The sequence below is a fragment of the Flavobacterium sp. HTF genome (assembly GCF_003105115.1).
GTDB lineage: Bacteria > Bacteroidota > Bacteroidia > Flavobacteriales > Flavobacteriaceae > Flavobacterium.
The window spans coordinates 26,573-42,753 of sequence record NZ_QETH01000036.1; the positions used below are offsets into that span (position 1 = coordinate 26,573).

General features: G+C 33.9%; 14 protein-coding genes. 5 read left to right on the forward strand and 9 right to left on the reverse strand.

Going from position 1 to position 16,181, the window contains the following annotated elements; all coding sequences use genetic code 11:
- Positions 1-83: 83 nt before the first annotated feature.
- A complete protein-coding gene (locus tag DCO46_RS12495; protein ID WP_116752862.1) occupies positions 84-2,165 on the forward strand; it encodes a M3 family metallopeptidase in 2,082 nt (693 codons plus the stop codon).
- Between the two features lie 61 nt (positions 2,166-2,226).
- Here the strand turns inward: DCO46_RS12495 and tsf are convergent, their stop codons facing one another.
- From tsf to DCO46_RS12525, 6 genes are all read right to left on the reverse strand, one after another.
- Positions 2,227-3,189 carry a translation elongation factor Ts gene (gene tsf, locus DCO46_RS12500; RefSeq protein ID WP_116752863.1) on the reverse strand — a complete coding sequence of 321 codons (963 nt, stop codon included), beginning with the start codon at positions 3,187-3,189 and terminating at the stop codon, positions 2,227-2,229.
- Between the two features lie 137 nt (positions 3,190-3,326).
- Positions 3,327-4,112 (reverse strand): 30S ribosomal protein S2, encoded by a 786-nt coding sequence (gene rpsB / locus DCO46_RS12505; RefSeq protein WP_116752864.1) that lies wholly within the window; start codon positions 4,110-4,112, stop codon positions 3,327-3,329.
- A 176-nt stretch (positions 4,113-4,288) separates the two neighbouring features.
- Positions 4,289-4,675 (reverse strand): 30S ribosomal protein S9, encoded by a 387-nt coding sequence (gene rpsI / locus DCO46_RS12510; protein WP_116752865.1) that lies wholly within the window; start codon positions 4,673-4,675, stop codon positions 4,289-4,291.
- Complete coding sequence (gene rplM, locus DCO46_RS12515; protein ID WP_116752866.1) at positions 4,675-5,130, reverse strand: 50S ribosomal protein L13; 456 nt, start codon at positions 5,128-5,130, stop codon at positions 4,675-4,677. Before rplM ends, rpsI begins: the two co-directional genes overlap by 1 nt.
- Positions 5,131-5,326: 196 nt before the next feature.
- Positions 5,327-6,139, reverse strand: a complete 813-nt coding sequence (locus DCO46_RS12520) for a ferritin-like domain-containing protein (RefSeq protein WP_116752867.1) — start codon at positions 6,137-6,139, stop codon at positions 5,327-5,329.
- A gap of 30 nt (positions 6,140-6,169) precedes the next feature.
- Positions 6,170-6,916: a ferritin-like domain-containing protein gene (locus DCO46_RS12525; protein WP_116752868.1), complete on the reverse strand. Its 747-nt coding sequence runs from the start codon at positions 6,914-6,916 to the stop codon at positions 6,170-6,172.
- Between the two features lie 229 nt (positions 6,917-7,145).
- Between DCO46_RS12525 and DCO46_RS12530 the strand changes: the two genes are divergently transcribed.
- Entirely contained in the window at positions 7,146-8,171 is a 1,026-nt protein-coding gene (locus tag DCO46_RS12530; protein WP_116752869.1) for a LacI family DNA-binding transcriptional regulator, read from the forward strand.
- A gap of 68 nt (positions 8,172-8,239) precedes the next feature.
- Here the strand turns inward: DCO46_RS12530 and DCO46_RS12535 are convergent, their stop codons facing one another.
- The 3 genes from DCO46_RS12535 to polA all read right to left on the reverse strand — a co-directional run bounded on the left by DCO46_RS12535 (position 8,240) and on the right by polA (position 13,507).
- On the reverse strand, positions 8,240-9,253 hold the full coding sequence (locus DCO46_RS12535; protein ID WP_116752870.1) for a hypothetical protein: 1,014 nt from the start codon (positions 9,251-9,253) through the stop codon (positions 8,240-8,242).
- Between the two features lie 279 nt (positions 9,254-9,532).
- On the reverse strand, positions 9,533-10,654 hold the full coding sequence (locus DCO46_RS12540) for a hypothetical protein (RefSeq protein WP_116752871.1): 1,122 nt from the start codon (positions 10,652-10,654) through the stop codon (positions 9,533-9,535).
- Positions 10,655-10,663: 9 nt separating this feature from the next.
- On the reverse strand, positions 10,664-13,507 hold the full coding sequence (polA, locus tag DCO46_RS12545) for a DNA polymerase I (RefSeq protein WP_116752872.1): 2,844 nt from the start codon (positions 13,505-13,507) through the stop codon (positions 10,664-10,666).
- Positions 13,508-13,793: 286 nt separating this feature from the next.
- Between polA and DCO46_RS12550 the strand changes: the two genes are divergently transcribed.
- From DCO46_RS12550 to DCO46_RS12560, 3 genes are all read left to right on the forward strand, one after another.
- Positions 13,794-13,985, forward strand: coding sequence for a hypothetical protein (locus DCO46_RS12550; RefSeq protein ID WP_116752873.1), 192 nt, complete (start codon positions 13,794-13,796; stop codon positions 13,983-13,985).
- 190 nt (positions 13,986-14,175) lie between these two features.
- Positions 14,176-14,850, forward strand: coding sequence for a response regulator transcription factor (locus DCO46_RS12555; protein ID WP_116752874.1), 675 nt, complete (start codon positions 14,176-14,178; stop codon positions 14,848-14,850).
- Between the two features lie 11 nt (positions 14,851-14,861).
- A partial coding sequence (locus DCO46_RS12560; protein ID WP_133244607.1) for a sensor histidine kinase occupies positions 14,862-16,181 on the forward strand: 1,320 nt, incomplete at its 3' end.

Consider the following 16,181-nt stretch of genomic DNA (forward strand, 5'->3'; position numbering starts at 1 on the left):
TAAAGTGGGTTTCAAAATAATAAAATGGTAAATTTGAGTTTAGATAATTAAATTGTCAATCAGAAAATAAATAATATTTTATAATGAGCACTATCACTTCCATTAACTCTCAATCAGGTTCTCAAAATCCGTTGCTTCAGGAATGGGGCGGACCTTACGGAGGAGTTCCTTCTTTTGATGAATATAAAGTTTCAGATTTTAAACCTGCAATAGAAATTGCCATTCAGCAAAAATTAGAAGAATTAGATAAAATTGCAAATAATGATGAGCTGCCTGATTTTGATAATACCATTGCAGCTTTAGAACTTTCGGGTAAAAACATCACTAGAATTCGCGAAATCTACGAAATCTTCAGTTCAAATATTTTTACTCCCGAATTCGGAATTGTAGAAACTGAAATGTCTCCAAAATTATCGGAACTGAATGATAAAATGTATCAAAACCACAAGCTTTTTTCAAGAATAGAAGCGATATATAATTCAGAAGGATATAAAAATCTGAATAGCGAACAACAACGTCTGGTTTGGTGGTATTATACAAATTTTGTGCGCGAAGGAGCAAAATTAAATAACGAGAATAAAGAAAAAGTTGGAAAGATCAATCAGGAATTAGCACTTCTTTTTACCAGATTTAGCCAGAATTTATTAGCCGAAGAGCAAAACCAGTTTATAGAATTAAAATCAGAAAATGATTTTGACGGTTTACCGGAAGAAATTAAAAATGCGGCTATTGCTGAAGCCAGACTGAGAAAAATTGATGCTTTGGGATGTGTTATAAATACCCGTTCATCTATTGAACCATTTCTGACGTTTTCTAATCGTAGGGATTTAAGACAAAAAGCTTTTGATATTTTTGTAAAAAGAGGCGATAACGGTAACGAAAATGATAATAATGAATTACTTGTTTCTATTTTAAAATTACGAAGCGAGAAAGCATCATTATTGGGCTATGCGTCATTTGCAGAATGGAGTTTGTCTAATAAAATGGCAAAAAGCCCGGCCGAAACATTAGCTTTAATGGAATCGGTGTGGAAACCGGCTGTTGATAAAGTACATCATGATGTTGCAGAAATGCAAAAAATTGTGGATGCCGAAGGTGGTGATTTTAAAATTCAGCCCTGGGACTATCGTTATTATGCAGAAAAAGTCAGGAAATCAAAATACGATTTAGACCAGAACGAGGTAAAGCAATATTTGCAGCTCGAAAACTTAAGAGAAAGTATGTTTTGGGTTGCAGGCGAATTATTTAATTTAAGTTTTAAGCAAATCGATACTATTCCCGTTTTTCATAAAGATGTTCGTGTCTGGGAGGTCAATAGTGACAGAACCGGCAAAACGATTGGATTATGGTATTTTGATCCTTACGCAAGAGCAGGGAAACGTTCAGGCGCCTGGATGAGTTCTTATCGGGATCAGCAGAAACTAAGTGAGACACTTCCGATTGTTTCTAATAACTGCAACTTTATAAAAGGAAATACAAACGAACCTGTTTTGATTTCGTGGGATGATGCAACTACTTTATTTCATGAATTTGGCCATGCACTCCACGGATTGTGTTCTAATGTAACATATCCGAGTTTATCGGGAACGGCTGTGGCAAGAGACTATGTTGAGTTTCCGTCTCAGTTGTTAGAACATTGGCTGGCAACTCCCGAGGTGCTGAATAAATTTGCTTTACATTATAAAACAAATGAACCATTGCCTAAATCATTAGTAGACCGAATAGAAAAAGCAGCCAATTTTAATGAAGGTTTTGCAACCGTAGAAACGATTTCAAGTTCTTTTGTGGATATGAAACTTCATTTACTTACAGAAAATGTCAATCCCCATCAATTTGAAGCGGATACTCTTAAAGAGCTAAATATGCCTTCTGAAATTGTTATGCGCCATCGAATTCCTCAATTTGCACATATTTTTTCCGGTGATGGATATGCGGCAGGATATTACAGTTATTTGTGGTCTGATGTTATAAATGCAGATGCTTATGAAGCTTTTTCAGAAGGGAAAGGACCATTTGATAAAGAAGTTGCAGAAAGGCTTTATAATACCGTTTTTAGTATAGGGAATACTATTGACGCAGAAGAATCGTATGAAAACTTCAGAGGAAGGGCTTTTGAATCTGATGCCTTAATGCGCGCCAGGAACTTTCCAATAGTACAGAATTAACAAAAATAAAAAAGCCCGAATAAATAAATATCCGGGCTTTTTATATTGAAATAATAATATATTAACCTAAAGTAACTCTTTTGAAACCTGTAATTTCAACATTGTATCCTTTAACGTAATCACCAACTTTTTTACTGTCGTCTTTGATAAAGTTTTGATCTAATAAAGCTTTCTCTTGGTCTAAAGTCGTGTTGTCAGAGATGAAACGTTGAACTTTTCCTGGGATAATTTTGTCCCAAATTTGCTCTGGTTTACCTTCAGCTTTTAATTCAGCTTTAGCATCTTCTTCAGCTTGTTTTAAAACTTCTTCAGTTAATTGAGAGAAAGAAATATATTTAGGAACATTTTTTAAAGTTTTACCTAAACGTTTTGCTTCTTCATTATCTTTTTCGATAACAGCAATACGAGCAGCAAGTTCAGATTCAACGAAAGCAGGATCAAAATCTTTGTAAGATAATGTATCAGCTCCCATAGAAGCAACTTGCATAGAAACATCTTTAGTTAAAACATCAGCGTTAGGAATTGCAGCAGAAATTGCAGTTAATGCAGCAATTTTGTTAACGTGAACGTAAGATCCAACAAAAGCACCTTCTAAAATTTCAAAACCACCGATTTCGATTTTCTCACCGATAACTCCAGTTTGCTCGATTAATTTTTCAGCAACAGTAATTCCGTTGAAATCAGAAGCTAAGAATTCTTCTTTAGAAGAGAAGTTGATAGCTCTTTCTACTAAATCTTTAGCCAAAGTTACGAAAGCCTCATTTTTACCTACGAAGTCAGTTTCGCAGTTTAAAGTGATGATAGCTCCTTTAGTGTTGTCTGCATTGATGAAAGAAACAGCAGCTCCTTCAGAAGACTCACGGTCAGAACGGTTAGCAGCAACTTTTTGTCCTTTTTCTCTTAGGACTTGTATAGCTTTATCGAAATCTCCATCAGCTTCAACTAAAGCTTTTTTACAGTCCATCATTCCGGCACCTGTAGATTGTCTTAATTTATTTACGTCTGCAGCAGTAATTGTTGCCATAATATTTTGAATTTTAATGTTAAAAGTAAAAATTCCATCTTTTAAATTCTAAACTCCAATTTTATTAAATTATCAACATAACGTTTTTAATTTGTGTTTGGATTTTAGAATTTAAAATTTGGAATTTAAAATTTGATTTATTCTTCAGTTGCAGGAGCAGCAGCTTCAACAGCCGGTGCAGCTTCAACAGCTGGTGCAGCAGTTTCTTCTGAAGCTTCAGTTTCTTTTTCAGAACCTCTGTCAGAAAGACCTTCGATTACAGCAGCAGTTACTAAAGATAAAATTTTGTCAATTGATTTAGAAGCATCATCATTTGCAGGAATAACGTAATCAACCTCTCTTGGGTCAGAATTCGTATCAACCATTGCGAAAACTGGAATGTTTAATTTTTGTGCTTCTTTTATTGCGATGTGTTCAGCTTTGATATCTACTACGAACAATGCAGCTGGTAGTCTAGACATGTCAGCGATTGAACCTAAGTTTTTCTCTAATTTAGCACGTAGACGATCAACTTGCAAACGCTCTTTTTTAGAAAGAGTCATGAAAGTACCATCTTTCTTCATTTTATCAATAGAAGACATTTTTTTAACTGCCTTTCTGATAGTTACGAAGTTAGTTAGCATTCCACCAGGCCATCTTTCAGTAATGTAAGGCATGTTTGCCGCTTTTGCTTTATCAGCAACGATGTCTTTTGCTTGTTTTTTGGTAGCTACGAATAAAATTTTTCTACCTGATGCAGCGATTTTTTTCAAAGCTTCGTTAGCTTCTTCAATTTTAGCTGCAGTTTTATATAGATTGATAATGTGAATACCATTACGCTCCATATAAATGTAAGGGGCCATGTTTGGATCCCATTTTCTAGTCATGTGTCCGAAGTGAACACCTGCTTCTAGTAAGTCTTTTACTTCTATTTTGTTTGCCATTTTTGTACTAGTTTACGTTCTGTTGATTAGCAATGCATAAATGGCGGTTTCCCAGGCTTTATACATTTAGATGCTAAACTATATCCTACCTCGATAGGAGAGCAACAATAACTGTGTTTTTTAATTTCAATAAATAATTGATAATGTCTTGTCCCATCTGAACAAGACAGGTAATATTAACGTTTAGAGAATTGGAATCTCTTACGAGCTTTCTTCTGACCGAATTTCTTACGTTCAACCATTCTTGGATCTCTTGTTAATAAACCTTCTGGTTTTAGGATAGCTCTGTTTTCAATGTTCACTTCACACATAACACGTGCTAATGCCATTCTAACAGCTTCTGCCTGACCAGTTGAACCACCTCCGTAAACGTTTACTTTTACATCAAAGTTACCAGCGTTTTCTGTCATAGAAAGCGGTTGTAAAACTTTGTATTGTAAAGTTGCAGTTGGAAAGTAAGTTGCGAATTCTTTTTTGTTTACAGTGATTTTTCCTGTTCCTTCAGAAACATATACACGTGCAACAGCGGTTTTTCTTCTACCGATTTTGTGAATAACTCCCATTACTTAAGATCGTTTAGGTTAACAGTTCTAGGTTTTTGAGCTCCGTGAGTATGCTCACCACCTACAACAACATTTAGATTTCTAAAAAGTTCAGCTCCTAATTTGTTTTTAGGTAACATTCCTTTTACAGCTTTTTCTACTAATAATGCAGGGTTTTTAGATTGCAATACTTTAGCAGTTAAAGTTCTTTGTCCTCCTGGGTAACCTGTATGACGCATGTAAATTTTGTCATTCATTTTTGTACCTGTAAGGTTAATTTTTTCTGAGTTGATAACAATTACGTTATCTCCACAGTCAACGTGCGGTGTGTAACTTGGCTTGTACTTACCTCTTAAGATCATCGCAACCTTTGAAGCAAGACGACCTAAGTTATGCCCTTCAGCATCAACAACAATCCACTCTTTTGTTACAGTGGCTTTGCTAGCTGAAATTGTCTTGTAGCTTAATGCGTCCATAATATTATTTTAATTAAACATTCCATCCCCAATAAAGGGGATGCAAAAGTACAATTAATTATTTTAAAACCAAATACCTTAAAAGATTATTTTAACTGCTGATTTTCAGGTGTTAATTTTTCATCCAAAACAATAAAAAAACCATCTTTACAAAATTAAGTAAAGATGGCTGGCAATAGGCTTATAAAAAATTAATTTATACTATAAATATATTTGCTATATCTACAACTTGTTGTGTAGTAAGTGGTTCGTCATACGCTTCAGATCCCGCTGCGGCACCAAATAAGGTTGCGGTATTATAACCTGCCTGCATTGTAACTCCTTCTCCGTTATAAACAGCCTGCGTAGCTTCCGGCATTCCGGCTCCTCTCTCGCTGTTAGAAATCCATCCTTTTAGACCACGTAGTCGTCGTACTTCAGACGCATGTCGTGCTTCGACAGAATGTATTTGTAATGCTGCAGTTAATAAATCGGGTGTAGAAATAAGATTTGCTGCCTGACCTTTATAAGCTCTCACACCCGTATCTTCAAATGCCTGTGCTAATGCTAAAAAGGTCGGATAATCTCCAAAAGGATCAAAGGCGCCTCCAACAGTAAAATCAAAAGTGGGTTTTGGAACAAAATTGGGGCTCATGGTTCCGCCAAGTCCCGCAATTAAAAATTTTACGTGATCTGCTTCATGATCTGCTATTTGCTGAAATACTTTTAAATCACGTCCTCCGTTTTCTGATGCCGGTATTACTCCCGAATCTAATGCCATGGCATAAAATTCATTTTCAAGATATTCTAAGGTGAGGGCAAATTGCAAAGCTCCGATTGGAGTTGCCGGAGTTGCAGTAATGTCTTGTGCCATTGCTTTATTTGCTAATGCAGATAAACCAAATGGAATAGATGCTAATGCTAAATTTTTTCCAAGATTTCCAAATTGTGAAAAACTGTCTCTTCTTGAACCTGTGGCAGCCATAACACCTTCGTTGGTAAATGACTCTATAAATTTTAAGATATTCATAATTTCTAGTTTTAAAAAAATGGATTAATATTAAGGTAAATATTTAGCTGTAAATTCTGTTGTAATAAAGCCGCCTGCAATTGCTAATATTTTAGAAGGATCTTTTGCGTCATCAAGTCCGGTATTCATATTTACAATATCGTCTCCGGCAAAATCTTTAGAATTTGGATTAATCAAACTTCTGATTGCTGATGCATGTCTGGCCTCAACAGAAACAATTTTTCCGGCCAGCAATAGATAATCAGCATTTTTTATCAGTTTTCCTGCGCCATTGTAAGCTGCTACACCGGTATCTTCAAGAGCTTTGGCGGTTGCAAGTACATCTGCACGACTGTTAAAGTTTAATGAACCATAATTAAAAGCCAGGGTTGGTAATAGTTGTGAACTGGGATCAGGTAATCCTCCGCTTAATGCTGCTTTAAAAAAATCTCTGTGAACTACTTCGTGATGATATAAATCGGTAAGTACCTGTTTTTCTATTTCATTAAAGGTGCTGTTAAAGCTTGATGCATTTACAACTTTAGTATAAAAATCAGCTTCCAGCTGCTCCAGAGCATATGCATAAGTGAGCACACCAAAATCCCCTGCTCCCAAATCAAATTTTCCGTTTTTAATTCCCGGCAGCATATTATCTACAACTGGGTCGTCATTATCATTGTCGCTGCAGCCGGCCATAATTAGCCCGGCCCCAACGAGAGTCAGCCCGCTAAGTTTGAGAAAATTCCTTCTGTTGTTCAGAGAAGCATCTACTTCCTGAATCCTTACTTCGTTTTTCATAATTAACAATTTTTACGTGGTTATTAATAGCAATTACATCTTCATGTATTAGTTTACTTACGGGGTTTTGTAAGAACTGGTTTCAGAAATTGGCTTTATTTTAAAATTTCTTTATAATTCCCTTAAGAAACAGATGAAACATGATAAAATTTTAATGCAGTCTTTGATGAATTTTGTTGTAATTTCACTAATTCTACTATATTTGTACTAATTCCATAAATATGATAGAATGAAAGCTAAAGCAACTTTAAAACAAATCGCGAAAGAACTTAATGTTTCTGTATCAACAGTTTCTAAAGCGCTTAATGATAGCCCTGAAATTAGTGAGCAGACTAAGATCAAAATTAAGGAGTATGCTAAACTGAAGAATTACAAGCCGAATGTTATTGGTCTGAATCTGAAGAATCGTAAAACGAAAACTATTGGAGTTATTATACCTAATATATTAAACTCATTTTTTGCAAAAGTTTTTAGCGGAATCGAAAAGGTAGCGGATAAAAAAGGATACAATGTAATTACTTGTATTTCTAATGAATCTTTGGAAAAAGAAATCCATACACTTGAAATGCTTAGTAACGGAACGATTGACGGTTTTATATTGTCAGTTTCCGAAGAAGCACAAAAATTACAGGAATACAATCATTTTTCAGCGATTATTAGTGACGGAACTCCAATTGTAATGTTTGACAGAATTGCTGATGAAGTAGAATGTGATAAAGTTGTGGTTGATGATTTTGATTCGGCCTTAAACTCAACTCAGCATTTAATTAATCTGGGATGTAAAAACATTGCACTGATTTCTTCAGTTGATAATTTAAGTGTTGGTAAATTGAGAGCCAACGGATATCTGAAAGCATTAAAAGATAATAATATACCGGTAAACGAAAAAATTATTCTTCGTACCGATTCTGAAGATGACATGAAAGCTAAAATTGATGCCATTTTTGATCATAAAATTGACGCCATTTTTGCTTTGGATGAAAATGATTCAGTTGCCGCTTTAAGAGTAAGTCTGAAAAAAGGATTCAGGGTTCCGGAAGATATCTCCATTATTGGTTTTGCTGACGGAATTTTAGCTTCAAGACGTTTATCACCAAGTTTAACCACAGTAAGCCAGCACGGAATCGAAATTGGAGAAGTGGCAGCCAAAAGGTTAATCAAAAGACTGGAAGAAACCGAAGAAGAAACTTCAGATTACGAAACAATCGTTATTAAAACAGTTTTAAAAGAACGAGAATCAACAAGAAAAAAATAGATAAAAAAAATCCATTCAGTTTGAATGGATTTTTTTATGATGCAAAATTAAAACTTTAGACTCAGTGTTTAATTTTTTTGTAATAACCAATTTGTAACATCTTTGAAAACATCATCCCAGTGATAACTGCTTTCCAGTTCTTTTCCATTTGAATCAAATTCCCGTTTTTCATAATTGTGACCATAATCCGGATAAGCCTTGATTGTGATTTTTTTATAAGGAAGAAGAAAAGGCAATAAATCATTATGTGTTGATCCTATGTCATTTGTGCCATAAATTATTAACATTGGATTTTTAAACTTTTTAAAGCTTTCATAGCTTAAATGCCTATTATAACTTGCCCAATTGTTGAAATCTATATCATTTTTAAATTCTTTACTATCTTTTTCTATGTTTGTATATTCACTTATTAATTTATCAATTTTGTTTTGACTTGTTGCATCATCATCATTTTTAAAACACTCAATTCTCTCCCTTAAAATAGATTCTGTGATTCGATTAAATGGATCAGCTGACATGCAAACTAATTTAGATATTTTGTTATTATTCTCAGCAGCTTTAGCGGCGACACGATATCCTTCAGAATGACCGACAACAAAAATAGAATCTTTTTTAACGGTATTGTTTTTATGTAGAAAAGCTATAACTGATTTTACCTGATTTACCCTATAATTTAGATTGTCATTTTTGATGTAATCTTCCGGAATCTTTCCATCTGCTTTACGATATCCATTAGAGTCTTTTTCGTAAGAACCGATTAATGGAATACCTTTTCTGGCAATAACTACAAAATTGTATTTTTTCAGATATGGTTTAATATCAAAAGGAATAATTGTATTTACTTCTTTATCATCATAAAAAATTAGCGGTAATGGCTTTGACCCTTGAATAAATAAAATAGTAGGCTTAGGTAAGTTAGAATTATTTATGGTAGTTAAAAAACAAATGGAATCAGTTTTTGTTTTTAGAAAATTTTCCGTGTAACAAACTTTTTTTAAATAGGTTTCCTTATTTTGAGAGATTGATATTTGACTTAAAATTAATATAAAAATACTTACAGTTAAACGTTTAAACTGAGTCATAAATTTTCAATAAATTGATTTAAAAATTCTTCTGCTTATATTCATAAAAAGAAAGAAATAAATTACAATAATAGTGAATAATAAATTAATCCTCTAGGTGTATTTTGTTAAAAATAAAATAATCTTAAATAAAAAAATCCATTCACTATGAATGGATTTATAATCTTATATGTAGAAAGAAAATTATCTGCTTCAAACCAATCTTGATACAATTCAACATCTTAAGAAAATTAATTTCAAAAGTGTCTTCTGTTTTGTGTCGATTATTGGTTAATACTTTTATCTTAAATCATAAGGAAATTTAGGATTTTTAAATTTCTTTAATTTTTCAAAAGGTACAACAAATGATTCTTCACAGGATCTTGCGGCTCTGTAAAAAATTGGGGTAAATTCAATTCCTTTTTCAGTGTAACTCCAGGAAGGAAAATCCCAATATTCTTCATCGGTATAATCACACGGATCTTCGTCTGTGTTTTTTGGTTTTTCAAAATGTTCCTGAGAATTAATTACAGCAAGTAATCTTGGTGCAAAAAAAGTACTTCTATATTTAGAAAACGCCGAAAAATCACTTTCTTTTTCTGTAGTTGCACTTTTGTCAAAAGCAATTATGTCATCAATCTCATAGTTTTTTCCACTATTCAAATCAATGAGGTAACCGCTTCCTCCAAAATCCGGGTGCGCGCCTCCGCAGTAATAAGACGAAAATATTTCAAAACCCAGTAAGTTTGTATTTAAGAAGTTGATAGTTGTACTGCCTTCAATTCCCTGACCGTTACTATATTCAAAACTTGAAGAACAACTAAGCTGGGCTAATGTGCTTTGAATATGTATTTCTTCCAAAATTGGATTAATTACAGCTTTGTTTTTTTCTGAAAAATTAGTTCCAAGCCGAAAGAAATCAGAACTGCAATGTTTCTCCGAATACCAGACAATTTCTTTGTTGTTGTAAATCGTGGTTTTCTGTTTTTTAAACTCAAGGAATTTGTATTTCACCAGATTTAAACGTTTATCATCAAATCTGATTTTGATATTTGATTTGTAATTGTCAAAATTTACAGGTTCAAGATGAACAGCCAGTTGTTTTTCCTTTGCATCATACCAAAAACCATCGAAATTATTACCCGATTTTTTCAGGTAAAATTTCTCAGTGATATTATCACCCGGTTTAAAATAGAAAGTAAAATTATTGCTGTCTTTTAATTTTCCTTCCAGTTTAATGTCTTTTAATGAATTTCTATAGAAATAAACAGCATTTAGACTCGTTTCATTATCTGATTTATAAACCTGAACAGTCATGAAAATTTTACTTTTACCTAAAGTTCCTTCCAGATAATAAGTATTGTCCTGACATACAGCAAAAAGCGAATGAAAAAGAAAAAATAATAAAATAAGTTTTTTCATATTCTGCTTTTAATGCGCTTCCAGCCAGTCTTTTCCTAAACCAAGTTCAACTTCCAGTGGGACTGCCATTTTAAAAGCATTTTCCATTTCATGTTTGATCATCGGCTGGATTTTTTCGAGTTCATCATTATGAACATCGAACACAAGCTCATCATGTACCTGAAGCAGCATTCTAGATTTCCAGTTTTCTTCTTTTAATTTTTTATGAATATTGATCATCGCAATCTTAATGACATCGGCAGCACTTCCCTGAATGGGTGCATTTACAGCATTTCGTTCAGCAGCACTTCTTACTACCGCATTGGCAGAATTGATGTCTTTTAAATAACGACGACGCCCTAAAATGGTCTGTACGTACCCTTTTTCGCGTGCAAATTCTATTTGCTCATTAATGTAAGATCTTAATCTTGGATATGTTTTGTAATAGGCTTCAATCAGGGCAGCACTTTCACTTCTTGATAATGAGGTTTGATTACTTAATCCAAAAGCAGAAACGCCGTAGATGATTCCGAAGTTTACTGTTTTTGCATTACTTCTTTGCTCACGGCTAACTTCTTCCAGTGGTACATCAAAAACTTTGGCAGCAGTTGCTTTGTGAATATCTTCTCCGTTCTGGAAAGCAGCAATCATATTTTCTTCACCGCTTAAGGCTGCGATAATTCTTAATTCGATCTGAGAGTAATCGGCAGAGATCAACGTATGATTTTCATCTCGCGCCACAAAAGCTTTACGGATCTGGCGGCCTCTTTCGGTACGAATCGGAATATTCTGCAAGTTCGGATTGTTAGAACTCAAACGTCCGGTTGCAGCAACAGTTTGCATATAATCCGTATGTACACGCAAAGTCTTTTTATCTACCTGCTCAGGCAAAGCCAGAATATAAGTACTTTGCAGCTTAACCATTTGGCGCCAGTCCAGAATTTGTTTTACTATTGGATTATCGTTGGCCAGATAAGTCAGAACTTCTTCTCCGGTGGCATATTGACCCGTTTTGGTTTTCTTTTGTTTTGCTCCTCCGATTTTAAGTTTATCAAATAAAATGTCTCCTAATTGTTTTGGAGAAGCGAGGTTGAATTTCTCGCCGGCCGTTTCGTATATTTTTTCTTCTAAGGATTTAATTTCAATATCCATTTCTTTGGACATTATACTTAAAAATTCCACATCAAGACGAATTCCTTCGGTTTCCATGTCGGCTAAAACGCTTACTAACGGGATTTCGATTTCGTCAAACAACTTTTTAGTTTCCGTTTTGTCTAATTCAGATGTAAAAATCTCTTTTAATTGTAACGTAACATCAGCATCTTCGGCAGCATATTCCTTGATTTCTTCAAGAGCAACGTCACGCATGGAGATTTGATTTTTACCTTTTTTTCCAATTAAAGTTTCAATAGATTTTGGAGAATATTTCAGATACGTTTCAGCCAAAATATCCATATTATGACGCATATCCGGATTAATCAGATAATGTGCAATCATGGTGTCAAAAAGTTTTCCTTTTACCGTAACGCCGTAATTTGATAAAATCTTCAGGTCATATTTTAAGTTCTGACCAATTTTTTCGATGTTTTCATTTTCAAAAAACGGAACAAATTTTTCAATCAAAACCTGAGCTTCTTCCTGGCTTTCCGGAAACGGAACATAATATCCTTTTCCTTTTTCATAAGAAAATGAAATTCCGACCAATTCTGCATGTAAAGCATCAAGGCCTGTAGTTTCAGTATCAAAACATACGGCAGTTTGTTTTTGCAGATTTTGCAAAAGCAGTTTTATACCCAAGTCACCTTCAACAGCCTGATAGGAGTGAGTCGTAGTTTCGAGAGTTTCATAAAACGAGGTTCTTGCCTGTTCCGGGTTTTCATTGTCAATTGTTGCGCCTCCAAAAAGATCAAATTGATCTTCGTTTTTAGGCTGTGGTTTTTTGTATAATTTGGCATCAGATGCCGGGCTTGCGGTTTCGGTTGTTCCGCCAATTTTAAACAGATTATCAAATTGTTCCGCCATTCTTCTGAATTCCAGTTCCTGAAAAATAGCATCTGTTTTTTCAATATCAGGACGTGTCAGCTCATAATCTGTCTCATTAAAAGTGACATCGCAGTCTATAATAATTGTTGCCAGTTTTTTAGAAAGTATCCCTTTTTCTTTATTGGCTTCAATGTTTTCTTTCATTTTACCTTTCAACAAATGTGTGTTTGCCAAAAGATTTTCCATTGTCCCAAATTCTTTCAGGAATTTTTTTGCCGTAACTTCTCCAACTCCCGGAAGCCCCGGGATATTATCGACAGCATCGCCCATCATTCCAAGAAAATCAATTACCTGTTCCGGTCTTTCAATTTCGAATTTTGCCAAAACTTCAGGAATTCCCCAAATTTCAATACCATTACCCATACGGGCCGGTTTGTACATGAATATATTTTCAGAAACCAATTGTGCAAAATCCTTATCCGGCGTAACCATATAGACTTTGTAGTTTTGTTTTTCTGCCTGTTTGGCGATAGTACCGATTAAATCATCAGCCTCACAGCCATTAGATTCAATAATCGGAATATGCATTGCATTTAATAAATCCTGAATATATGGAATAGCAAGTCTGATCGCTTCGGGAGTTTCATCGCGATTTGCTTTGTATTCGGTGTACATTTCTGTTCTTACGTGACTCCCTCCTTTATCAAAAGCAACTGCCAAATGATCCGGCTTTTCTCTTTTGATTACATCCAGAAGAGAGTTCATAAAACCCATAATTGCAGATGTATCCATTCCTTTAGAATTAATTCTTGGATTTTTTATGAAGGCATAATAACCACGAAATATTAATGCATAGGCATCAAGAAGAAAAAGACGTTTTTGAGTTGACATAAAAAAAAATTTAGTCCGTAAAAATAAACAATTGGGTTTTAAAAAGATTCTGTTTTGCGAATTAAAATAGTTAAGTTTTGTAACAAAAAGTATCTGTCATATTATTAAATAAGTTTCGTTATGCTTTTTTTAAGCTGTAACGTATTTCAACGAACCTGTATAGATTATGCGTTTTTGTTAATATGCGGTTAATTTTTTTATTGTAAGCCATTTCTTCATTTGGTCTTCATTTTTCAGGGATACTTTTGACCTGTAAATAATAAGTATAATTTTAATATTAGAAATCATGAGAAATTTTTTGATGGTACTCGTAGCAGTTTTAGGAACAGGTGCAATGGTTCATGCATTTCCTCCTGTGAAAACTAATCCTGCAAAAGAAGTAAAAGCAACAAAAGAGCCAAAAGCTAAATCTGATAAAAAAGCCAAAGCAGATAAAAAGCAGGCATCGAAAACTGAAACTGCAAAAGTGAAAAAATAAGGATCATTTTTTATTTTGTTTTCGAAGCATTGTAAGGAGACAAAAACAGAAAAAGGTAATTATAAAAATGCAGATGGGAAAAAGCTGATAAAGAGATTTATCGGCTTTTTTTGATTCGTTAATTTTTTAATAACAGGCAACAGGGATTTTTATAATTGCTTAATTTTAGTTGCTCATAGAATTTATAGTTATGAATATTTTAATTGTTGAAGATACCAGAGAACTTGCTGTAGAAGTGCATGACTTTTTGTGTAATACAGGATATGTGTGTAAGATTGCGCATAATTGTGAAGATGCTTTAGACGAAATTGCCAGTAATGATTATGATGCCATGTTGCTCGATCTAGGTTTACCTGACGGAGATGGTTTTGAGGTTTTGAAAGCCGTTAGAAAAACAAAATCAAAAATGGCCGTAATTGTAATAACCGCGCGCGGAGAGCTGGACGACAGAATAAACGGTCTTCATCTTGGTGCCGATGATTATCTGACTAAACCTTTTGCACTGACAGAACTGAGCGCACGCTTGTTTGCTGTTATTCGCAGAATGCATGGTTTTACTATGAATGATTTATTAATACATGGTTTTTCATTGCAGTTGCAGGATTACAGAGTAAGTTATAGCGATGTCCCGATTAATCTGACCAAAAAGGAATTTGATATTTTTCAATATTTAGTATTGAATAAAAATCGAGTAATTACCAGATTGCAGCTAACAGAGCATATCTGGGGAGATATTCTCGAAGTAAATTCAGATTCTAATTTTATCGATGTCCATGTTAGAAATCTCAGAAAAAAATTAGACAAGCATACTGATATCGGCTGGTTTGAAACCGTTCGTAATGTAGGATACAGAATTAATGAATAAATAAATTATTTGTGAAAATAAAACATCAATTAGCCATTTTTAATGCACTAACAAGATTGTTGGTGATTTTGATATTATGGCTGACACTTCCGATTTTGGTCGAAAATGTGGTTTACCGGCATATAAATAATAGTTTATTAGAAAAACAGAAAAAATTTATTGACCATCTGGATCAAAATGAAATTAATGATTTTATTGAAAATTCTGATGATTCAACAGATACGTATTCTCAGTTTTCAACACTGCACAGCGAGTTTTTGGTACTTTCAAAAGTAGATGTCAAATCACGTCAGAAAAAAACAACTTTTAGCAATGACTACAGGATTATTGAAGGGGAACAAAATGAGTATCGTATTTTACAACACTATTTTACATATGAAAATCAGGATTACCAACTGGAAATAGGAAGCAGTCTTAGTGAAATAAAAGACCTCACCTTCATCATTCGGTTTTTTATTCTGATTGTTTTTGTAGTCATTCTTTTAATTACTTTTTTGGCAGATACATTCTATATTGAATATTTGCTGAAGCCTTTTTATAAAATAATCGATACTAAAATTAGACGTGTTAACCAGCCGGAAGCTTTTGATCATACTCCGATAAAAGCAAAATCACGTGATTTCAGAGAACTTGATCTGGTTTTAAACCAAATGATGGATCGTATAGCTGAGCTTTTTAAAAAGGAAAAACAATTTATTTCAAACGTTTCGCACGAGCTTCTTACACCAATTGCATTGCTCAAAAATAAGTTAGAAAATTTATTGCAAAATAATTCTTTGGATGATACTGCTATAGATAAAATAGCCAGTTCGCTCAGGACATTAGATATGCTGAAAAAAATCATAAATAATTTATTGTTGATTTCCCGAATCGAAAACAATCAGTATACAACTGATGAGGATATCCATTTTTATGAAATCATAACAGACATGCAGGAAGATCTTCAGGACAGAATTGAAGACAAGGGAATTGGTTTTTCTAACGTGATGACGCATGATTTTAGTTTTAAGGGAAACAAAACCCTTATTCATATTCTGATTTATAATCTCATTATCAATGCTATAAAATATAATCGGGAAAAAGGAAAAATTACAGTTGCTGACGGATTTTCAGATTACCAGTATTTTATATCTATTGAAGATTCCGGAATTGGAATGGATGCTTCTCAAACGGAAAAAATATTTAACAGGTTTACCCGAATAAGCTCTGATCAGGACGGGCAGGGGTTAGGGCTTGCTATTGCTGACAGTATTGCTTCTCTTCATCATATAGAAATTAAGGTTGTTTCAAAAATTAATGAAGGCACAAAATTCACTCTTTTGTTTCCTGAA